General features: G+C 63.5%; 29 protein-coding genes and 1 pseudogene. 21 read left to right on the top strand and 9 right to left on the bottom strand.

The genetic code is table 11. The annotated features are described in order from the left end of the window. The 8 genes from H3221_RS11890 to H3221_RS11925 form a co-directional block, all read right to left on the bottom strand. Positions 1 to 297 carry a VpaChn25_0724 family phage protein gene (locus H3221_RS11890; protein WP_196474643.1) on the bottom strand — a complete coding sequence of 99 codons (297 nt, stop codon included), beginning with the start codon at positions 295 to 297 and terminating at the stop codon, positions 1 to 3. Positions 298 to 304: 7 nt separating this feature from the next. Beyond that, the gene (locus tag H3221_RS11895) at positions 305 to 640 is read right to left on the bottom strand and encodes a DUF2730 family protein (protein WP_196474644.1); all 336 of its coding nucleotides are present in this window, start codon (positions 638 to 640) and stop codon (positions 305 to 307) included. Further along, positions 640 to 1,263, bottom strand: a complete 624-nt coding sequence (locus H3221_RS11900; protein ID WP_196474645.1) for a lysis protein — start codon at positions 1,261 to 1,263, stop codon at positions 640 to 642. Before H3221_RS11900 ends, H3221_RS11895 begins: the two co-directional genes overlap by 1 nt. A 9-nt stretch (positions 1,264 to 1,272) precedes the next feature. After that, positions 1,273 to 2,178, bottom strand: coding sequence for a transglycosylase SLT domain-containing protein (locus H3221_RS11905; RefSeq protein WP_224490578.1), 906 nt, complete (start codon positions 2,176 to 2,178; stop codon positions 1,273 to 1,275). Between the two features lie 2 nt (positions 2,179 to 2,180). Next, positions 2,181 to 2,486: a putative holin gene (locus H3221_RS11910; protein WP_224490580.1), complete on the bottom strand. Its 306-nt coding sequence runs from the start codon at positions 2,484 to 2,486 to the stop codon at positions 2,181 to 2,183. Between the two features lie 395 nt (positions 2,487 to 2,881). Further along, positions 2,882 to 3,157 carry a hypothetical protein gene (locus H3221_RS11915; RefSeq protein ID WP_196474646.1) on the bottom strand — a complete coding sequence of 92 codons (276 nt, stop codon included), beginning with the start codon at positions 3,155 to 3,157 and terminating at the stop codon, positions 2,882 to 2,884. A gap of 12 nt (positions 3,158 to 3,169) precedes the next feature. Further along, a complete protein-coding gene (locus tag H3221_RS11920; RefSeq protein ID WP_196474647.1) occupies positions 3,170 to 3,616 on the bottom strand; it encodes a hypothetical protein in 447 nt (148 codons plus the stop codon). Positions 3,617 to 3,804: 188 nt separating this feature from the next. After that, on the bottom strand, positions 3,805 to 4,248 hold the full coding sequence (locus H3221_RS11925) for a helix-turn-helix domain-containing protein (RefSeq protein WP_196474648.1): 444 nt from the start codon (positions 4,246 to 4,248) through the stop codon (positions 3,805 to 3,807). Positions 4,249 to 4,337: 89 nt separating this feature from the next. Here H3221_RS11925 and H3221_RS11930 point away from each other — a divergent pair, with 89 nt between their 5' ends. From H3221_RS11930 to H3221_RS12030, 21 genes are all read left to right on the top strand, one after another. Continuing rightward, positions 4,338 to 4,556 carry a DNA-binding protein gene (locus H3221_RS11930; RefSeq protein ID WP_196474649.1) on the top strand — a complete coding sequence of 73 codons (219 nt, stop codon included), beginning with the start codon at positions 4,338 to 4,340 and terminating at the stop codon, positions 4,554 to 4,556. Positions 4,557 to 4,591: 35 nt separating this feature from the next. Then, positions 4,592 to 5,401, top strand: coding sequence for a hypothetical protein (locus H3221_RS11935; RefSeq protein WP_196474650.1), 810 nt, complete (start codon positions 4,592 to 4,594; stop codon positions 5,399 to 5,401). Between the two features lie 119 nt (positions 5,402 to 5,520). Further along, complete coding sequence (locus H3221_RS11940; RefSeq protein WP_196474651.1) at positions 5,521 to 6,009, top strand: hypothetical protein; 489 nt, start codon at positions 5,521 to 5,523, stop codon at positions 6,007 to 6,009. Beyond that, positions 6,002 to 6,262: a hypothetical protein gene (locus tag H3221_RS11945; RefSeq protein WP_196474652.1), complete on the top strand. Its 261-nt coding sequence runs from the start codon at positions 6,002 to 6,004 to the stop codon at positions 6,260 to 6,262. Before H3221_RS11940 ends, H3221_RS11945 begins: the two co-directional genes overlap by 8 nt. After that, entirely contained in the window at positions 6,259 to 6,558 is a 300-nt protein-coding gene (locus tag H3221_RS11950; protein ID WP_196474653.1) for a helix-turn-helix domain-containing protein, read from the top strand. The genes H3221_RS11945 and H3221_RS11950 overlap by 4 nt, the downstream gene beginning before the upstream one ends. Positions 6,559 to 6,573: 15 nt before the next feature. Continuing rightward, positions 6,574 to 6,852, top strand: a complete 279-nt coding sequence (locus tag H3221_RS11955; RefSeq protein ID WP_196474654.1) for a hypothetical protein — start codon at positions 6,574 to 6,576, stop codon at positions 6,850 to 6,852. Continuing rightward, the gene (locus H3221_RS11960; RefSeq protein ID WP_196474655.1) at positions 6,852 to 7,808 is read left to right on the top strand and encodes a hypothetical protein; all 957 of its coding nucleotides are present in this window, start codon (positions 6,852 to 6,854) and stop codon (positions 7,806 to 7,808) included. The genes H3221_RS11955 and H3221_RS11960 overlap by 1 nt, the downstream gene beginning before the upstream one ends. 16 nt (positions 7,809 to 7,824) lie before the next feature. Next, positions 7,825 to 9,582, top strand: coding sequence for a DDE-type integrase/transposase/recombinase (locus H3221_RS11965; RefSeq protein ID WP_318011452.1), 1,758 nt, complete (start codon positions 7,825 to 7,827; stop codon positions 9,580 to 9,582). Then, positions 9,582 to 10,751, top strand: a complete 1,170-nt coding sequence (locus H3221_RS11970; protein ID WP_196474657.1) for an ExeA family protein — start codon at positions 9,582 to 9,584, stop codon at positions 10,749 to 10,751. The genes H3221_RS11965 and H3221_RS11970 overlap by 1 nt, the downstream gene beginning before the upstream one ends. A 3-nt stretch (positions 10,752 to 10,754) precedes the next feature. Then, a complete protein-coding gene (locus tag H3221_RS11975; RefSeq protein WP_196474658.1) occupies positions 10,755 to 11,180 on the top strand; it encodes a host nuclease inhibitor protein in 426 nt (141 codons plus the stop codon). 2 nt (positions 11,181 to 11,182) lie between these two features. Further along, positions 11,183 to 11,533, top strand: coding sequence for a hypothetical protein (locus H3221_RS11980; protein WP_196474659.1), 351 nt, complete (start codon positions 11,183 to 11,185; stop codon positions 11,531 to 11,533). Then, entirely contained in the window at positions 11,530 to 12,180 is a 651-nt protein-coding gene (locus tag H3221_RS11985; RefSeq protein WP_196474660.1) for a hypothetical protein, read from the top strand. Before H3221_RS11980 ends, H3221_RS11985 begins: the two co-directional genes overlap by 4 nt. A gap of 8 nt (positions 12,181 to 12,188) precedes the next feature. Beyond that, the gene (locus H3221_RS11990; RefSeq protein ID WP_196474661.1) at positions 12,189 to 12,392 is read left to right on the top strand and encodes a hypothetical protein; all 204 of its coding nucleotides are present in this window, start codon (positions 12,189 to 12,191) and stop codon (positions 12,390 to 12,392) included. Further along, the gene (locus H3221_RS11995; RefSeq protein ID WP_196474662.1) at positions 12,385 to 13,005 is read left to right on the top strand and encodes a DUF3164 family protein; all 621 of its coding nucleotides are present in this window, start codon (positions 12,385 to 12,387) and stop codon (positions 13,003 to 13,005) included. Before H3221_RS11990 ends, H3221_RS11995 begins: the two co-directional genes overlap by 8 nt. A gap of 2 nt (positions 13,006 to 13,007) precedes the next feature. Then, a complete protein-coding gene (locus H3221_RS12000) occupies positions 13,008 to 13,697 on the top strand; it encodes a DUF2786 domain-containing protein (protein ID WP_196474663.1) in 690 nt (229 codons plus the stop codon). Between the two features lies 1 nt (position 13,698). Continuing rightward, positions 13,699 to 13,932: a hypothetical protein gene (locus tag H3221_RS12005; RefSeq protein ID WP_196474664.1), complete on the top strand. Its 234-nt coding sequence runs from the start codon at positions 13,699 to 13,701 to the stop codon at positions 13,930 to 13,932. Next, entirely contained in the window at positions 13,929 to 14,324 is a 396-nt protein-coding gene (locus tag H3221_RS12010) for a hypothetical protein (RefSeq protein WP_196474665.1), read from the top strand. The genes H3221_RS12005 and H3221_RS12010 overlap by 4 nt, the downstream gene beginning before the upstream one ends. Continuing rightward, a complete protein-coding gene (locus H3221_RS12015) occupies positions 14,321 to 14,887 on the top strand; it encodes a gp16 family protein (protein WP_196461186.1) in 567 nt (188 codons plus the stop codon). The genes H3221_RS12010 and H3221_RS12015 overlap by 4 nt, the downstream gene beginning before the upstream one ends. Next, a complete protein-coding gene (locus tag H3221_RS12020; RefSeq protein ID WP_196474666.1) occupies positions 14,887 to 15,435 on the top strand; it encodes a hypothetical protein in 549 nt (182 codons plus the stop codon). The genes H3221_RS12015 and H3221_RS12020 overlap by 1 nt, the downstream gene beginning before the upstream one ends. Continuing rightward, positions 15,432 to 15,794 carry a Mor transcription activator family protein gene (locus H3221_RS12025; RefSeq protein WP_224490582.1) on the top strand — a complete coding sequence of 121 codons (363 nt, stop codon included), beginning with the start codon at positions 15,432 to 15,434 and terminating at the stop codon, positions 15,792 to 15,794. Before H3221_RS12020 ends, H3221_RS12025 begins: the two co-directional genes overlap by 4 nt. A gap of 21 nt (positions 15,795 to 15,815) precedes the next feature. After that, positions 15,816 to 16,133, top strand: a complete 318-nt coding sequence (locus H3221_RS12030; RefSeq protein WP_196474667.1) for a phage protein Gp27 family protein — start codon at positions 15,816 to 15,818, stop codon at positions 16,131 to 16,133. A gap of 104 nt (positions 16,134 to 16,237) precedes the next feature. On the opposite strand, the pseudogene H3221_RS12035 reads toward H3221_RS12030, so the two are convergent. After that, positions 16,238 to 17,290 (bottom strand): annotated as a pseudogene (locus H3221_RS12035) (AAA family ATPase); the annotation flags it as partial. Positions 17,291 to 17,378: the final 88 nt, after the last annotated feature.

Raw genomic sequence — 17,378 nt, forward strand, 5'->3', positions numbered from 1 at the left:
TCAGGGCCTCGGCTTGCTGACGCCCGGTACCGAGGCGCGGCCAGCAGCCACGTCGCCACCACGCTCGGTCAGGGTCACGACCAGGACGGAGCCGATGTCGTCGATCGACACCAGGCCCTGTTCGCCAAGCCAAACCAGATCACCCTTAACCTGGTCGCGGCTCGGGTGGTGTCCGAACTGGCCAAGCAGGTTGGCGATCACCGAGGAGTTGGAGCGGTACTGCGGCAGCTCAGAGAGGATGCGCAGCATCACCAGGCGCTGATCCTGGCGCAGAAAGTCAGCATATTGAGTGCTCATTGCAGCCTCACTTGTTGTTCAACAGGTATTCGTTCATGCGCTCAACGGCGCGTGCTAAAGGGTCGAGCGCTTTGGTTACCCCCGCGATCTCGACCTTGATCGCCTTCATGTCTCCAGCCAGCTCGGCCAGCTCGCCGGCCAGTTCGGTGAACTGGTCACTGGTGGGCAGGTGCTTCATCTGCTGCTCCAGCACCGTCAGCCGGTTGTCCTGCCCGGCCAGGCGCTGGGCCAGGGCTTCGGCCTCGACCTTCGATGAGGCCCGGCGTGCGGCCATCAGCGAAAACAGACCCACCACCACGGTGAACAGGAACTGGCCGAGGCGCAGCAGGTAGTCGAAATCCATCAGGGCTTGTCCTTGTTGTGTAGGTCGATCAACGCGTTCAGCTGCGCAAGGTTGGCGAGCGCCCAAGCGCCGTAGTCACGCGCATGGGCCAGGATGTCCGCTGCGGTAACGCCGCTTTCCAGTAGTTCGGCGTCAGAGCTGGGGGCGGGCCAGGCCGTTTCTTGAGAGCCGGCGTAGGCTCGGCAGCTGGCTGGAGCTGGGGCAGTGGCTCCAAGCGCTGCGTTGAAGTCGCGCAGCCAGCCACAAGTAATAACGATGCGAGGAGCGGCAACAGCCGCGCCGCCACGAACTGGCGTGTATTGATTCGAGACACGGTTGATGCGCTCCTGTGTGAGTTGCTGCTTGAGCCGGCCGATCTCGTCCTGGGCATCCAGGAACACCAGCTCGGCCTGGTTGGCGCGCTCTACCTGCTGGCGGTAAAGCACCAGGTTCTGTTCGGCGCCGTCGGCGCGCAGCTTCTGGTGCTCCTCGCGCAGATCGGCCAGGGCCTTGTCGCCCTCGGCCTGAGCGGTCTTATGCCCGAGGTCGTACTGGTTCTGGCCGTGAGCCCACATCTGCATCAGCAGAGCGAGGAAAATCCCTACGTACCAGTGTTCAACGAACCATCCGATGACCTTTCTCATCACCGCCCCTTACGCTTCAGCCGGCGCCGCAACCAGCGCGGTATGGGTGGTCGTTTGTCCGCGCGTTCGGGCGGCCAGAGTTGGGCCGGTCGAACGCGGGGCGGTAGCGATACGTTCAGGTCTGCGGCAGCCAGCCAGTTCCGGGAGCAAGCGGCAGGCGAACTGGTGGTCAACGTGGCGAGCAGAAACAGCGTTGGGATCTTCATGGCGGCTATACCTGTCGGCGCACACGCCAGGCCCCCAGCCGGCAGCCGCATACATGGGCTCCCAGCGCAGCAGGATGGCGCGCGGGTAATGGCGGTTCTCGCGGAAGTTGGCAGCCGAGCGGCCAGCGTTATGCCGCTCGACGGAATCGAACCAAGCCAGCGGATCGGCGCCCTTTGCCGATGCCAGACGTCGATCACGATTCACCCAGCCATTGCCGCCGTTGTAACCGGCCAGCACGAAGGCCCAGCGGTCACACTCGCTAACGGCCTGGTTTCGCTCATAGAGCCAGCGGTCGAATGCGACCATGGCCCGCAGCGCCCAGCCTGGGTTGTACGGCTGCGCCGGGCCCAGGCTGCGCGGGTAGATCTCTGCCATCCAGTCGGCAGTGGCCGGCATGAACTGCGCCAGGCCCTCGGCGCCGACCGGCGAGCGGGCATTCGAGCGCCAGGCGCTCTCTTGATGCACCTGGGCGGCGAAGGTGGCCACAGGCGCGCCCAGGCCCCACTCAGCATGGGCGGCGCGCACCAGGGTGCGGCGGTGTTGCTCGGCAGCGGCCGGAATGCTGGCGGCATCGGCCTTGGGCACGATGAACGCACCCAGCAAGCAGATCAGCAGGATCAAAGGCCAAAGGAACAGGCGCGGTTCGATCATCCAGATGATCGCCAGATCATTGCGGGCCTCGGCCAGCCAACGCTTGAGGCGGTTCACGGCTACAGCCCCAGCGTCATGCCGAGCACACAGCCCAGCACGATCAGTGCCCGGCGGATCCACGCGCCGACGATATGGATGCCACCGATGCACTGGTGGGGCCGAGCCTCGACCAGGAACACCGCGCGGTCGATGTAGTAGCCCAGCACGGCGCCGATGGTGATGAGGCTGGCTTTGTACAGCACCACCTGCAACTGCTCAGGACGCACGAACCAGATCGCGACCAGCAGCAGGATGGAGATAACAGCGAAAACGGTCATGCGCGGCAGGAGGCGGCGCTTGGGCTTGTTCTGGCAAGTGGTGGCCATGGGTTGCGCTCCGAGGTTGGCCAATCCCTGGCCGTTGCTGTGCTCATACCGGCAGTCCGACCGGGGGAGAGATCACAGCTTCGCCTCGCGCGCGCGCGGAGTAATTTGGACGCGGCAAAAATACATTGCCCATGCAAGGGCGCAGGATCGGCAGCCAAATCAGCAGAGGGCAACCGACATGCAGACGAACGACGCCGACCGCCTGGCGATACTTCGCCAGATCATCGACTACAGCATTGCGAATGGTGAAAGCCTGGCGACCTTCAGGTCACGGGCCGAATCGATATTGCGCGACTTCGATCAACCGCGCATGAGCCTACTGGAGCGGGCTCTTGAGTTACAGCGCGCCGCGCCTGCCAGGCGTGCTTCCGTCGAGGCAGGGGCGCAGCGCAGGCTCAGCCAGGCTTCTTCCCAGGAATCAGCCGAGGCGTCCAGCGAGGCGGCGGGGGCGGCTCCTTACCCTTCACAACCTCAAGCATCCGCGAAAGGGGGATTTGTGTGCCAACCCGCAAATCGTCCCTGGCTAGCGCGGCTTCAAGCCTGGCTTGCAGGCCTGCTCGATCAAGCGCGCCGGTATGTAAAAGGCTCATAGCCAGGTATTCCTGGGCCTGCATCACCCCTTCGAACATCGTGAACAGCAGGTCCAGGTCTCCCTCCCCGTAGTCGCTCATACAGCCTCCGTGCTATTGCCCCATGATCAGCCTGTACCGCCGCTGGTACTCCTCGTAGCTCAGCCCCTGCGTATTCTGCAGCTCCTGCAGCTGCTGCTCTTTGCTGCCCCCCTGCGTAGCAGCTGGCTGTGAAGAGGGCTCCCGCGTTGGGACTGCCTGCCACTTCGCAGGGGTTGGCGCACCAGGGCCGAGTGCCGACAGAATGCGCTCCTCGACCACGCCCTTTGAGTTGCACTCTACCCTTGTGCTTGAGTAGTCCAGCGAGTTGAATCGAGTCTCTACGAACCGACTATTCACTGTGACCTTCTGCGCACTACCTTGCGGCCGCACCAGGATGTTGATGCTGGCATACCGGGCAATGGGTTTGAGCAAGCCGGGTGAGCCGCAATCGGCCTGGCCTTCGTCAAAGGTGACCGCCTCAGCGAAGATCACGCCGCTATCCTTGGCGAAGCTCTTCAAGGGGATATTCCGCTCGGCCAGGTAGCTAATCAGCCCAGACCAAACCGTTTCATAGCTCTGGTTAACCAGCCTGCTCCGCTCAACATCGTACTGCCTAGGTGCCGTACCACATCCAGTGATCAACCCCGCAGCAAGCAGGGTAGCTACAGATAAGCGCATCATTCCATTATCCCCACGCACGTTAGTCATCATTCGCCGCCTTGGCGTCCTTTCTTCTTCGCACCGTCCCTGTGCGCCAGAGCACTCGCTGTGCTCTCCATGGCTCGTCGACCTTCCTCGTCCGAGCCTCGGTAGTTCTCCAGTAGCGCCTTCTCGCGCCGGTTTAGCCGGTATTCGCCCAGCGGCTCAGCCGCCACGGAATGCGTGACCGGATTTGCGTTTTCGGTCATATGTCTCGACGTCGAGACATATGACTGATCAGTCACGATTGGCGAGCGCTGCCCCGTAAGCACGTAGAGCACGTCCACTCCCGCAGCCGCGACGGCTGCCAGGTATTCGGCATCCGGGTGCCTTTTCCCCTTCTCGTAGTTGATCTGCGCCAGCTTTTTAACGCCGCCGATCTCACCTAGAGCCTCCTGACTAAGACATAGGCGCTCGCGCTCCATGCGCAACCTATCGCCAAAGGTATCCAAATGAATATTTCTCCTTGACAGGTATTCATTCGAATACCATCATCAGCACCACAAACCAAATTCATCTTTGCATCACAGGAGCCACCGCCATGGCCACTGCAACCAAAGCCCTAACCGCCGAGCAAGTGAAGCAACGCTTCAAAGCGCGCGGCAAAACCTTCACCGAATGGGCTGAACAACACGGCTACACCCGCAACGAGGTGTACCGCGTGCTCAACGGCCAGGCCAAAGCCAACTACGGCAAGGCCCACGAGATCGCCGTAAAGCTCGGCATGAAGCTCGAAGACGAAGAAGCCTTCGCCGCCTAACCCACCTCCAACCATCCGCAGCGAGGGTCACTGCCATGACCGACAAGCCGCAACTCATGACCGAGGAGATCGAATTGATCCCCCATCCTATGGACGCCTGGCGCGCCGCGCTCAACGCGCTGATCGCCTGCGCACCTGGTGACAGTGCCGCCATCGCCGTACACCTGGCCGAAGCCCGCCAGCAGGCCCTGGTGTTCGTCGATCGCACTCCCGCCACAGAAGGCACCCGCAAACTGGTCGACCGCCTGATGCTCATCGGCGCCGGCCGCATCGTCGGTGATCGCCTGCAGGTTCAAGCCGCGCCAGCAACCGTTGCCGACATCCTGGAAGCTGCCACCCGCGCCAACGGCAAGCGCCTGCTGACTGACCGCGAGGCTGAAATCATCAGTCAGGATCTCCTGGCAGGCGTTCGCCAACACCGCGTAGAACCTCAGTCATCCTCACCGGCAACCGTCGCGGCAATCAACCGCCGTGTCACCGCACGCCTGACCGTAGTGGTCAACGGCACTGACTACGACGTATCCGGCATGCCCGGCGTGATGGTGGGCGACGTGGTCCGCGTCGACCCCAACAACATGCCGCCGTTGGCTACTGGAAACGTTATCGGCCTTGGCTTTCAAGGAAGGCTTGATCCATTCGCTCCCATTCAGCCGCCAAGCCCTGCATCGCCTGGTACGCCTGCTCAGCTAGCGGATGCTCGCCCCATTGAAACGTCCGTAGATCCTGCATCAGCGCCTCTGTATCCAGCCCCAGCGGTGCCAAGCGGCGAACCAGTAGTGCCCATGCATACGTCGTCGCAGCCAGACGCACCTGCAGCTCATCAGTGTTCAGACGATCCCGCATAACCCGTTCCTCGTTGGTGAATGTACCCCAACAGAGTGGCCATTTGGTAACGGCATTGCCAAGGGCAAAACAGAGTTTTTGATTGGAAGCCGCCGCAGACGGCCCGAAGGAGCCCCATCCAATGACCCGCCGAAATTGGAAACACTGGGTACCACGCTCGCCCGCCGAGGCTATGGATGGCTGCGCGCAGCTGGCACTCAAACGCCACAACCGTGGCATCGAGCGCTTGGCCTGCGACCACTTGGGCCAGAACAACGCCAGCACGCTTTACAAGTGGATGGGCAACGGCAAGCTGCCGCTGAGCCTGATCCTGCCGCTGGAGCACGCCTGCGGCCTGCCACTGATTACCCGCTACCTGGCCGCCGCCCACGGCAAGTTGTTGGTGGACATCCCCGTCGGCAAGGCCTGCAACGCTAGCGACCTGCAGCAGCTGCAGGGCGTGCTGCACAACACCACCGGCGCGCTGATGGCCTTCTACGACGGCAAGCAAACCGCCGAGCAGACCCTGGACGCCATTCGCGCCGGCCTCGAATCCCTCGCCTGGCACCACGGCAACGTCGCCCAGGCGCAAACCCCTCAACTCGACTTTGGAGTGGCTGACGATGAGTAAGGCCATTGAGATCCGCACGCTGCTGGCCAGCCTGGACGAACAGGCCCTGGAGCAGCTCTGCCAGGAGGTCGTGCGCCTGGACGAAGAGAACGCCCGCCTGCGCGCCGACCTGGCCCGCATGGAGGAGAACGCCGAAGGCTGGCGTGACGAGGCCATGAGCCTGCACGAGCAGCTGGCAACCGCCCTGGGTGGTCAGCCCGGCATCAACCAATCCGGCGCCCTGGTCGTCGTGCCGATGGAGCGCTGCGCATGACCACCAAACGCACCAACGACAGCGCCCGTCGCGTGCTGCGCGCGCTTAACGCCCTGCGCGGCCACACCCTCACGGGGCTGAGCAACACCGAGCTGGCCAAGGGCCTGGGCGAGAGCCCGGCCAACATCACCCGCTACATGGACACCCTGATCGAAGCCGGCTTCGCCACGCGCCTCGACAGCGGGCGCTTCGCCCCGAGCATCGCGTTTCTGAAGTACGCCATGGCCACTGCTGAAGAGCTGCAGCGCGGCCAGGCCCGTATCACCGAGATTCAGGCGCGCATCAGCGCCCACTAACCGAGGAGCACACTCATGGACTACCAAAAACTGGCTGCCCGTCTGCTACGCGGCGGCGACCGCCACAGCAGCATCTACGTCGAGGGGCTGTGCGCCGCGCTCAAACTGCGCATTGAAGGCGAGCCGAGCACCGTCAACTACCCGCAAGGGTCGCTGGAGTATGACGCTTACTACTACGGCTGCCGCCGTGGCGCCGACGAGTTCCGCAATGCCCTGATCGAGGCCAACGGCGACCGCGCCGTTGCCATCGAGACACTGCGCCGCCTGGCCTCAGTAGAGCGGAGGGTTGCCTGATGCCGCGCAAACCCGCCACCACCATTGAGCTGGCCGAAGACGACCTGCAGCACGGCCAGGCCTTGCTCGCTCAGCAACACCAGGTTGCAACGCTCAGCACCGAACATGACACCCAGGTGCGCGCCGTCGCTGCGCAGCTGGGCTACCAGCTGCCGGCAGACTGCACCGACCCGGACCTGATCCAGCGCGATATCGCCGCCAACATGCGCCGCAGCGTCGAGGCCTGCCTCGAAGTCGGGCGCGGCCTGCAGGTGCTGAAGCTGGCGTGCCCCCATGGCGAGTTTGTGGAGCGCCTGGATGCTCTGGGCCTCGATAGAAAGGTGGCCGTCAAGTTCATGACCTCCGCCGCCAAGTTCGCCAGCCTGGGCAGTAATGCCGCCCTGACCAAAGCCCTGGGCAATCAATCGAAGCTCTTCGAAATGCTCGTCTTGGACGACGAAGAGATCCAGGAGCTGGAACTCACCGGCCAGACCGGCGAGCTGCACCTGGACGACGTTGCCACCATGTCCGTTAAAGAGCTGCGCGCCGCCCTGCGCGAAACCCGCGAGGACAAAAAGGCCTTGGCCAAGGTCAACGCCGACAAAACGGTGAAGATCGAAGAGCTGTCCGTCGCCCTGGCCAAAAAGCCGCTGGTAGTGGTGGTGCCGATGGACGAGCAGCTTGCCGAGCGCCGCGAAGAGCTGGCCAACAAGGCCACCGCCGCCGAGGCCGCTATCGCCGGCGCCCTGCACCCGGCCGTGCACCTGCTGGTCGAGAAGGGCGAAGAGTCCGGCCTCGATCAGCGCCCGGTCATCGCCGGCATGCTCGCCCAGGTCGAGCGCGCGCTGCTGCAGATCCGCGCTGAATACAACATCCCGGCCGAGCCGACCGCCAGCGTCACGCCCAGTTGGCTGAAAGACGAAGACGAGCAAGCCGTCAAGGCCGCCATTGCTGCGGCCCAAGGCCAAGGTGCGTAAGCCCATGAGCGCCGTGATGACACAACGCCTCGTTGCCCTGGCGCACGAACTGGAACGCTCCACAGCGAGCCGTACAGAGCTGTGCCAGGCGGCAGCGGACGATCTGCGCATCTCCCTGGCGACTCTGTACCGGAAACTCAAGGAGGTCACCGTGACCCAACCCCGTAAGCAACGGGCCGACGCCGGCAACTCAGCGCTCACCCGCGACGAGGCCGAGATGCTCAGCACCACGATGATTCGCTCGATCCGTGACAACGACAAGCAGCTCAGCACCCTGGAGCGTGCCGTCGAGCGCCTGCGCAACAACGGCAAAATCATCGCCGGCACCGTCAACCCGGATACCGGCGAAATCACCCCCATGTCGCTCAGCGCCATCGGCCGCGCCCTGCGTGGCTATGGCCTGCACCCTGAGCAGCTGCTGCGCCCCACGCCAGCCGTCGAGCTGGTCAGCAAGCACCCCAACCACGTCTGGCAGATCGACGCCTCGATCTCTACCCAGTTCTACCTGGCCGACGACGGCGCCCGCGCCATGAATAAAGCCGAGTTCTACGACGGCAAGCCCGAGAACCTCAAACGCATCGAGAAGCAGCGCCTGTGGCGCTACGTCATCACCGACCACACCAGCGGCACCCTCTACGTGCACTACGTGCTCGGCGCCGAGAGCGCGGAGAACCTCTGCCACGTACTGATCAGCGCCATGGTCAAGCGCGGCGACACCGACCCCTTCCACGGCGTGCCCTTCATGATCATGACCGACCCCGGTGCGGCGATGACCTCCTCGATGTTCCGCAACCTCTGCCGCGCCCTGGGCATCGAGCTGATCATCAACAAGGTCGGCAACGCCCGCGCCAAGGGCCAGGTCGAGCAGGCGCACAACATCGTCGAGCGTGAGTTCGAAAGCGGCCTGCAGCTGATGAAGAAGCCCAGCACCCTGGACGAGATCAACGGCCTGGCCGGGCGCTGGATGCGGCACTACAACGCCACCGCCATCCACACCCGCCACCACCGCGCCCGCTATGCCCTGTGGATGACCATCAAGCCCGAGCAACTGCGCATCGCGCCGCCGGCGGAAATGATGCGCGAGCTGGCCATTGCCGCACCGGAGACGCGCAAGGTATCCGCCAAGCTGCGCGTGCCATTCCGTGGCGCCGAATACGACGTCGGCAGCATCGAGCACCTGCAGGTCGGCGACTCGGTGCTGATCACCCGCAACCCGTTCCGCGATGCCGACAGCGCCCAGCTGGTACTGCGCGGCGAAGACGGTCGCGAGCACTACCAGGTGGTCGAACGCATCGAGCGCGACGACAACGGCTTCGCCGCCAATGGCGCCACCCGCCGCGTGATCGGTGAAGGCCACCAGGCCCTGCCGGAAACCACCGCACAGAAGGACCGCAAGCAGCTCGACCAGCTGGCCACCGGCACCAGCACCGTGACCGAGGCCGAGCAGGCCATCAAAGCCCGCGCCGTGCCCTTCAATGGCGAGATCGACCCCTTCAAGGAACAGGCCAACACCGTCCTGCCGACCTACCTGCCCAAGCGCGGTACCGAGCTGGAAACCCGCGTCACCGTGGCCACGGTCGAGATCAAGCCGCTCACCGTCATCGAAGCCGCCAAAGCGCTGCGCGCCCGCATGGGCAGCAGCTGGAACGCCGAGCACCTGGCCACGCTCAAGGCCGACTACCCGAACGGCGTACCCGAGGCAGAGCTGGACGCCATCCACACGCGCCTGACCGCGCCCGCACGCCCAGGCCTGCGCCTGGTTGGGGGTGATTGATGAAACGCCTCAAGCAAGTGCTGGCCAGCGTAGGCAAGGGCCAGGCAGACCTGGCCAGGGCGGTGAAGCTCAGCCCGGCAGCCATCGCGCAATTGATCAACCACGGCCAGTGGCCCAAGAGCATCCCGATGAACCAGCTGGCCTGGGGCATCACTGAGTACCTGATGCAACAAGGCGCGGAGTTCGACGCAGTGCGCGCCGCGTTTGAAGAGATGGAGCCTGCGCGCGCCAACGCGCAGGCCCCTGCAACCCCGGAAAACAATCACGAAACCCAGGAGTGCCCCGACATGCTAATGGCTAAACAAGTGCTACGACCAGATACCAAGCGGGCGTTCAACCTGCACCGCGACCCCTTCGACGACCTCAAGTCGGCCGATGAGATGTACCTGAGCCCCGATATCCGCTACATCCGCGAGTCCATGTACCAGACGGCGCGCCATGACGGCTTCCTGGCCGTGGTGGGCGAGTCCGGCGCTGGCAAAAGCACCTTGCGCCGCGATCTCGCACACCGCCTGCGCAATGAGCCCGTCATCGTTATCGAACCCTACGTGCTGGGCATGGAGGACAACGACACCAGGGGCAAGACCCTCAAGGCCACCCACATCGCCGAGTCCGTGATGGCTGCCGTGGCGCCGCTGGAGAAGGCCAAATCCAGCCCCGAGGCCCGCTTCGCGCAGATGCACGCCACGCTCAAAGCCAGCCACGGCGCAGGCTTCCGCCACGTGCTGATCATCGAAGAGGCGCATTCGCTGCCCATCCCCACGCTCAAGCACCTCAAGCGCATGCGTGACCAGCTCGAACACGGCTTCGACAAGCTGCTGTCCATCATCCTGATCGGCCAGCCCGAGCTGCTGATCAAACTCAGCCCGCGCAACGGCGACGTGCGCGAGGTGGCCCAGCGCATCGAGATCGCGCAACTGCAACCCATCACCGTCGGTGACCTGGACGCGCACCTGGCATTCCGCTGCAAGCACGCTGGCAAGCAGCTCGACGAGCTGATCGACGCCAGCGGCGTACAGGCCATCATCGAACGCCTCGGCAGCTCGGGTAAGGACGGTGCCAGCCAGCTCTACCCGCTGGCCATCGGCAACCTGTTCAACGCCGCCCTCAACCTCGCCGCCGAGATCGGCGAAAGCCGCATCACCGCTGATGTTGTGAAGGGGGTGTGAGCCATGGCCATCACCATCGAACAAATCATGGATCAGGCCCAGGTTTACGCCTCGGCCTGGAGCCTGGTCGGCGGGCAGTTCGACCAGGGGAACCTGCTGGAGCAGGCCAACCTGGAGAAGCAGGTACTGCTGGAAATGGTCATTGCCTTCGAAGACCAAGCCCACACCGCTGGGGCCCAGGAAGCGCAGATCGACCTGGCCAAGCCGCTGATCCAGTGGCACCAGCGCCGCATTGGCAACCTCGGCACGTTGTCGCAGGCAGTAGAAGGCACTCAGATCTGCCTCGGCGTGGACGATGCCAATCCCATCGTCCTAGAGGGCGCGATGCTCAAAGGTTGGCGCTTTGCACTGGCGATCGCCGAGCAGCAGTTCGAGAAGTTCCCGCTGTCCATCGAACGCACCGCCCCGGCCAGCGACGAGGAGGAATGACCATGCGCGCTCCCAACGTCATCCCGCTCAGCGCCAAGATCGCCGCCGAGATCTCCATCCAGCACGCGCTGCCCATGTGCACCGTGCTGACCCCTGACCTGGCCGACAAGCTCCGCGCCCTCAACGACATGACCCGCCGCCTGCGCGCGGTGGGCGTGCGCATCGAGGCCGCATCGCCGCTCGACGGCAAGATCTTCATCAACGCCGAAGACTCCGACCAGCTCGCCGCATCGTTCAGCAGTGAGTGGCGCGGCGTGAGCTGGAGCACTAAAGGCGTCCACACCATCAACAGCGTCCGCCTCGGCGGCTGCTACGTCTGCTGGCTGACGCCGGCAAAGGGGCAAGAACAATGATTACCAAAACCCTCGCAATCGCACTGGTTATCGGCATTGCTCTCGCCGGAGCAGTGCTTCAAATGGCCGAACTTCCTCCTTATAGCCTGCTGGCTGTGGGTGCCATCGGCGTCACGGTTGTTATCGCCCTGACGTTCCTAGCTCCGCATGTCACTCGACAGAAATCCAAGGGGGAAACCGTAACCGTCCTTGAAGCCTGGGAAGCCATCGGCCACGACATCGGCGTCAATCCGTCGAAGTGGGAACTGCTGCAGTCTCTGCAGCACATGGCGCACTTGGTGACGATCCTCAGCGAGGCCACCAATCCTGCAGTTAACCGTGTACTGACTGAGCGCATCCGCCAGATTCAACAGCACGGCTACGACAGCGACCATGACGATGACCACGCCTGCGAAGAGATCGCAGCACTGGCCACGTACTACGCGATGCCACCGTCTGCCCGTTTCTGGGATGCAACCAGCACCGGCTATGGCGGCACCCTGGGCGAAGCAATCCTGCCGGAAGGCTGGACTGCCAAGCCATGGGATGGGGAAGAAGCCGGCCGCATCCGTGAGCTGGCGAAGGCGGGTGCGCTGATCATCGCCGAGCTGGAGCGCCTGCACCGCGCCGAACAACGTGCCGCCGAGCCGGCCGAGGCGGTGCATTGATGAACAGCATGACCAAGTCCGCCGTACAGCTAACCGTCGAACGCCGCCTGCGCGAAGCCCTGGAGCTGCTCAAACGCAGCGCCGGCTACGCCTCGGCCTATCCGACCATCGGTGGCCACAAGCTCAACGACGAGATCTGCCGCTTCCGCGAGGCGGTACAGGCCGAACTCGAAATCAATACCCAACAAGCCGAGGAAGAAACCCATGGCTGAGCAAATCCAAGTCCCCGAAGGCTTCCGCCTCGACGCCCAGGGCCGTCACGTACCCGAGTCCATGATCAAGCCGCTCGACCTGATGCGCGACGAGCTGGTGATGGCCATCGTCGGCAAGACCCAGGAACTCAACCAGGCGCTGGTCGACTTCAAGGCCAAGGTGTTTGGTGAGGTTGACGCCCTGGTGGCTGTTGCCGCCGATGAGTACGGCGCCAAGCTGGGCGGCGCCAAGGGCAACGTCACGCTGTTCAGCTACGACGGCCGCTTCAAGGTGGTGCGGGCCAAGGCGGACAACATCCGCTTCGATGAACGCCTGCAGGGCGCCAAGGCGTTGATCGACGAGTGCCTGCAGGAGTGGGTGAAAGGCTCGCGCCCCGAGATCATTACCCTGATCAACGACGCCTTCAAAGTCGACCAGGCCGGCAACATTCGCACCGGCAGCGTCCTGGCGCTGCGCCGCCTGGAAATCACCGACGAGCGCTGGATTCGCGCCATGCAGGCCATCAGCGACGCCGTCACCGTCGTCACCACCAGCTCCTACGTCCGAGTGTACGAGCGCGTCGGCGACACCGACCGGTACGAGCCCATCAGCCTCGACATTGCGAAGGTGTGACCATGGACCAGGACCGCATCCTCGAAAAGATCAAGAAGTGCCTGGAGATGGCCAAGGGCAAGGGCTCCAACCCTAACGAAGCCCAGATTGCCATGCGCCAGGCTCAGAAGATGATGGAGGCCTACAAGCTGGAGATGGGCGACGTCTTGCCCAGCATGGCGGGCGAAGCCAAGGTCCCAGCCGGCTCCGATGGCGAGCCACCGGCCTGGCGCACCCGCCTGGCCGGCGTCTGCGCCGATGCATTCGGCACTCACCTGATCATCACCACCCACTGGTTGGAACCGGCCGGCTTCAAGTTCATCGGCTGCGGCGCCGCCCCGGAGCTGTCCGGCTACGCCTACCAGGTGCTGGAGCGCCAGCTACAGAAAGCCCGCAAGGAGTTCCTCGGCACGCAGAAGCGCTGCAAACGCTCGACCAAGGTAGCGCGGGGCGATGCCTTCGCCCATGGCTGGATCGATGCGGTGTACCTCAAGGTTCAGGAGTTCGCCGGGGTCGAGGACAACATCGCCGAGGCCATCCAGGCGTACATGGCCAAGCATTATCCGAACCTGGGTCAGGCCAAGATGAAGCGCCGCAAACTCAAGGCCCGCGACGAGGTGGCCAGCGAGGCGGGCTATCACCAGGGCAAGAAGGCTCAACTGCATCAGGGCCTTGGTCATAAGCCTTTGGCCCGTTTGACTCAGGGGGTGTGAGATGGCGACTAACACCACAGTAGAGGTCTTCGTACATCTGGATCACTCCGGCTACAGGACCAAAACCATCAAGGGTAAGAAGGCATCCTGCACCTATGACGCCAAGCTGGCTGTCGAGCGCCTGGCAGACAAGCTCTTCCCCGACTTCCATAAAACCATCGAGCGTCAGCCGTGCTCGCCTGTCGGTCGGCTGCACAGAAAATGGTTGATCGTTCCAGGGGAGGCCATCCGATGAGCCACCCAATATTCAGGGACGCACCGTCCACCGACATGACCAAGCCCCAGGAGCGTCAGGACGAGCTGAATGCGCAGATTGCTGAGTTTCTGGCCAAGGGTGGCGAGATCAAGGCCTTCGACAACTTCCGCCGTCCTATCGAGAGTGGGCCCTGGCGCTCGAAGTCGATCAACCCGGAGCAGCAGAAGCCAGCCCAGGCTGCGCCCATCAAGGCGAAACCGGCAAAGCCCGCCGCTCCTGTGAAGGCAAAGCCGGTACCGGAGGTGCCAGCCGAACCGGTGGTAGTGGCTACTATCGACCTCAGTGCCGAGCTGCGCGCCTTGCGCAAGCAGACTGCAGCCATCAACCGCCGCCTTAATCGCCTGAGCTGCTCTATGGGTGGTCGCGCATGAGTATCTCGAAAGGCGTACTCGGCAAGATCCACATCGCCAAGGGCCAACTGGGCATGGATGACGACAGCTATCGCGCACTGCTGCGCCGCGTGGCCGGAGTCGAGTCTGCAAAAGACCTCAACACCCGCCAGGCCGGCCGGCTGATGGTCGAGCTGGAGCGCCTGGGCTTCAAACCGAAGCCCAGCAGCAAGGCGAAGGGCAAGCCGCACAACTTCGCCCAGCTGTCCGGCGAGATCGAGGTGATCGAGGCTCAGCTCACTAACATGGGCCTGCCCTGGAGCTATGCCGATGCAATCGCCAAGCGCCAGTTCGGCGTGGAGAAGGTCGCATGGCTGAAAACACCCAAGCAGCTAACGGCGGTGTTGGCGGCGTTGCACGTCGAGCAGGAGAAGCGCGAGCTGCTCCACCAGGTGGAAGAGCTGTGTAAGGCATTGGGCGTTAGCGATCCAGAACGCATTGACGGTTTGGAAGCCCTGCCGAAGGGGTGGAAGCGCCAGCGTCCAATCCTCAAGGCCCTGGTGGATGCCCTCAATAACCTGGTCATCGCGCGGAGGGGCGACTGATGCAGCTGCAATGCCCTTGCTGCGGCGAGCAGTTTCCGATCGAGGCCGGCTTCGCAGACGCGGACGGCAAGAAGCTGGCGGCAATGCTTGCCGGCCTCGATCCGAAGCTCGGCCGGGCGGTGCTCAACTACCTGCGCCTGTTCAGCCCGGCCAAGCGCAGCCTGCGCATGACCCGCGCCATCCGGCTGCTGGAGGAGCTGCTCGACTTGGTCAACGCCGGCACGGTGCAGAAGGACGCCCGCACCAACGATTCCAAGCCGGCGCCGCCCAGGATCTGGACGGCCGGCATCGAGCAGATGCTGATTGCCCGCGATCGCCTGTCGCTGCCACTCGATAACCACAACTACCTGCGCACGGTGGTCTACGGCATCGCCAGCGACCCCGTCCAAGTGCAAGCCGCCGCGCCGGCCAAGCCGGCACGCGCAGTGGCCACCACGCAACAGATCCTGCAGGACGCCCTCGGCCGCATCGAAGCCGATCGCCGCCTGGGCCTTATTAATGAAGAGGAAGCCGAACGCCGCATCGCAGCGGCAAGGGGGAACGCATGAGCGCAAGGCCAACAGCGATGGCGGAGAAGCGCCACGAACTACTCAGCGATATCGCCGACCACGTTGCGGCTGTGGTTTCGGAGCACGGTGTGGACGCGAAGATCGCCGAGCAGGCCGGCGCTGCGGTGGTCGAGCATCTGTCGAACACCTGGGCCGGTAGCTGTGTGACGTTTCCCAAGGATTTCCGGTGGAGGATCACCCAACGCGATCTGGAGATCCTGGGCAAATTCAACGGCCGCAACCACCACGCGCTGGCCGTTGAGTACGACATGACAGAGAATGCGATCTACAAGCTGCTCAAGAGAACGCAGGACAGGAAGTTCGACCGCGACCAGCACACCCTCGACCTCGGCGACTAGCCACTGCTCAGGAGCCAACTGATGGCCCGGAAATTCGCCATTAACAGTCTGCCAGCTGATGTTCGTGCCGAGCTGTCGGAGAATTATCACAAGTACCCGGCATGGACGCTGAACGACCACGTCGACTGGTTGATAGGTCGGGGGTATGCCGTATCGCGCTCTGCGGTGCATCGATACCTGAGCCCTAAAGCTGAGGACTCCGCCAAGCCTGAGCCGCACGCGGAGCAACTCCGCCTTCGCTGCCTGGAGGTCGCCGCCTCTATCTATAAAGGAGAGGATTCTGCAGAGCTGAAAGCCCTGGCTGAGTCCCTAATTGCCTGGGTGAAACTGCCCGATTAGCAATTTCACCCATGGCAAGAGTTTTACAGAATCCCATCCCGATATAGCCCACCCCAGACCACACCATCCCGCATTTATCGCGCTTTCCCTGTATTCTTTTTCTCAAGCCTGCACATCACGCCTCCGTCGTGGTCGCCACTGGCCAACCCCTTCTCCACCTCGTCCATCCACAGCACACAGGGCGCCATCTGTTCGGCCAGACGTAGCGCCTCACGCAGATTACGCTCGGTTTCGCCAAAGAACTTGTTGTACAGGCAGGCAAAATCCAGGCGCAGCAGCGGCAAGCCCCAGAGTCCGGCAACGGCCTTGGCCGCCAGGCTCTTGCCACCGCCCTGTACGCCGACCAGCATCACGCCTTTCGGCGCATCAAGGAGCTTGCCTTCGAGAAAGCCGGCCTGACGTTCGGCCAGCCAGCGTTTGAGGTTGACCAACCCGCCGACTTCGGCGAAGCGCGCGGTGTCGTATTCGAAGCTGAGCACGCCCTCCAGATCCAGCAACTGGAACTTGGTCTTGTTCAGCTCGGGGATATCTTCCTGGGTGATCGCTCCGTCATCGCAGATCACGTTGCGCGCCAGCGCGCGTGCCTCGGCATGACTGAGGCCGCGCAGGTTCTTCACCACCTGCTGCAAGGTGCGGTTGTCGGTGCGCACGCGTGCGCCGCGATTGCCTTCACTCCAACGCGTCGCCTCGTCACGCACGATGCTCAGCAGCTCGTCTTCCGACGGCAGCGCGAGACTGAAACGTGCCGCGAAACGCTGTACTTCGGCAGGCAGCTTGAGCGCATGCGACACCAGCACCAGCGTCGGCTTGTGCGCGGCCTCGCTCATGGCGATTTCCTTGAGCAAGCGCACCAGCCTGGGGTTGTCATCGAGGAAGGGATGCAGGTCGCACATCACGTAGAGGTTCGGCTGCAGATCAGCCTTGATCATGCGCAGAGCCGCTTCGGGCTCAAGGGTCGGCGACTCGTCCACCGCTGCGCCGCCGAAACCAAGACGCTGCAGGCCCTCGGTCACCGACCAGGTGTGCAGGCCGAGACCGCGCTTGATCGCCAGACCGGTCAGGGTTTCCAGCACGCGCAGCTCGTCCCAGGACTCGATCACCACCAGCTTGACCTTGGAATCCAGCACCAGCCCAAGATCATGAATATCGTTCTTCAACACCGACTCCTTGTGAGATTTGGCCAGCCAGGCAAGCAGGGTTACCATCCGCGATTTCACAGAATCGAGAACTTACAGCATGGACCGC

The sequence above is a fragment of the Pseudomonas chaetocerotis genome, assembly GCF_015712105.2.
GTDB classification, from domain to species: Bacteria; Pseudomonadota; Gammaproteobacteria; order Pseudomonadales; family Pseudomonadaceae; genus Aquipseudomonas; species Aquipseudomonas chaetocerotis.

Excerpts from the sequence above, each read along its gene's own strand:
- H3221_RS12030 (WP_196474667.1), top strand. The coding sequence starts at position 15,816 with ATGGCCCGGAAATTCGCCATTAACAGTCTGCCAGCTGATGTTCGTGCC.
- H3221_RS11995 (WP_196474662.1), top strand. The coding sequence starts at position 12,385 with ATGGCTGAGCAAATCCAAGTCCCCGAAGGCTTCCGCCTCGACGCCCAG.
- H3221_RS11950 (WP_196474653.1), top strand. The coding sequence starts at position 6,259 with ATGACCACCAAACGCACCAACGACAGCGCCCGTCGCGTGCTGCGCGCG.
- H3221_RS11890 (WP_196474643.1), bottom strand. The coding sequence starts at position 297 with ATGAGCACTCAATATGCTGACTTTCTGCGCCAGGATCAGCGCCTGGTG.
- H3221_RS12025 (WP_224490582.1), top strand. The coding sequence starts at position 15,432 with ATGAGCGCAAGGCCAACAGCGATGGCGGAGAAGCGCCACGAACTACTC.
- H3221_RS11895 (WP_196474644.1), bottom strand. The coding sequence starts at position 640 with ATGGATTTCGACTACCTGCTGCGCCTCGGCCAGTTCCTGTTCACCGTG.
- H3221_RS11940 (WP_196474651.1), top strand. The coding sequence starts at position 5,521 with ATGACCCGCCGAAATTGGAAACACTGGGTACCACGCTCGCCCGCCGAG.
- H3221_RS12010 (WP_196474665.1), top strand. The coding sequence starts at position 13,929 with ATGAGCCACCCAATATTCAGGGACGCACCGTCCACCGACATGACCAAG.
- H3221_RS11900 (WP_196474645.1), bottom strand. The coding sequence starts at position 1,263 with ATGAGAAAGGTCATCGGATGGTTCGTTGAACACTGGTACGTAGGGATT.
- H3221_RS11960 (WP_196474655.1), top strand. The coding sequence starts at position 6,852 with ATGCCGCGCAAACCCGCCACCACCATTGAGCTGGCCGAAGACGACCTG.
- H3221_RS12020 (WP_196474666.1), top strand. The coding sequence starts at position 14,887 with ATGCAGCTGCAATGCCCTTGCTGCGGCGAGCAGTTTCCGATCGAGGCC.
- H3221_RS12000 (WP_196474663.1), top strand. The coding sequence starts at position 13,008 with ATGGACCAGGACCGCATCCTCGAAAAGATCAAGAAGTGCCTGGAGATG.
- H3221_RS11955 (WP_196474654.1), top strand. The coding sequence starts at position 6,574 with ATGGACTACCAAAAACTGGCTGCCCGTCTGCTACGCGGCGGCGACCGC.
- H3221_RS11985 (WP_196474660.1), top strand. The coding sequence starts at position 11,530 with ATGATTACCAAAACCCTCGCAATCGCACTGGTTATCGGCATTGCTCTC.
- H3221_RS11975 (WP_196474658.1), top strand. The coding sequence starts at position 10,755 with ATGGCCATCACCATCGAACAAATCATGGATCAGGCCCAGGTTTACGCC.
- H3221_RS11980 (WP_196474659.1), top strand. The coding sequence starts at position 11,183 with ATGCGCGCTCCCAACGTCATCCCGCTCAGCGCCAAGATCGCCGCCGAG.
- H3221_RS11990 (WP_196474661.1), top strand. The coding sequence starts at position 12,189 with ATGACCAAGTCCGCCGTACAGCTAACCGTCGAACGCCGCCTGCGCGAA.
- H3221_RS11910 (WP_224490580.1), bottom strand. The coding sequence starts at position 2,486 with ATGGCCACCACTTGCCAGAACAAGCCCAAGCGCCGCCTCCTGCCGCGC.
- H3221_RS11970 (WP_196474657.1), top strand. The coding sequence starts at position 9,582 with ATGAAACGCCTCAAGCAAGTGCTGGCCAGCGTAGGCAAGGGCCAGGCA.
- H3221_RS11945 (WP_196474652.1), top strand. The coding sequence starts at position 6,002 with ATGAGTAAGGCCATTGAGATCCGCACGCTGCTGGCCAGCCTGGACGAA.
- H3221_RS12005 (WP_196474664.1), top strand. The coding sequence starts at position 13,699 with ATGGCGACTAACACCACAGTAGAGGTCTTCGTACATCTGGATCACTCC.
- H3221_RS11915 (WP_196474646.1), bottom strand. The coding sequence starts at position 3,157 with ATGAGCGACTACGGGGAGGGAGACCTGGACCTGCTGTTCACGATGTTC.
- H3221_RS11965 (WP_318011452.1), top strand. The coding sequence starts at position 7,825 with ATGACACAACGCCTCGTTGCCCTGGCGCACGAACTGGAACGCTCCACA.
- H3221_RS12015 (WP_196461186.1), top strand. The coding sequence starts at position 14,321 with ATGAGTATCTCGAAAGGCGTACTCGGCAAGATCCACATCGCCAAGGGC.
- H3221_RS11930 (WP_196474649.1), top strand. The coding sequence starts at position 4,338 with ATGGCCACTGCAACCAAAGCCCTAACCGCCGAGCAAGTGAAGCAACGC.
- H3221_RS11935 (WP_196474650.1), top strand. The coding sequence starts at position 4,592 with ATGACCGACAAGCCGCAACTCATGACCGAGGAGATCGAATTGATCCCC.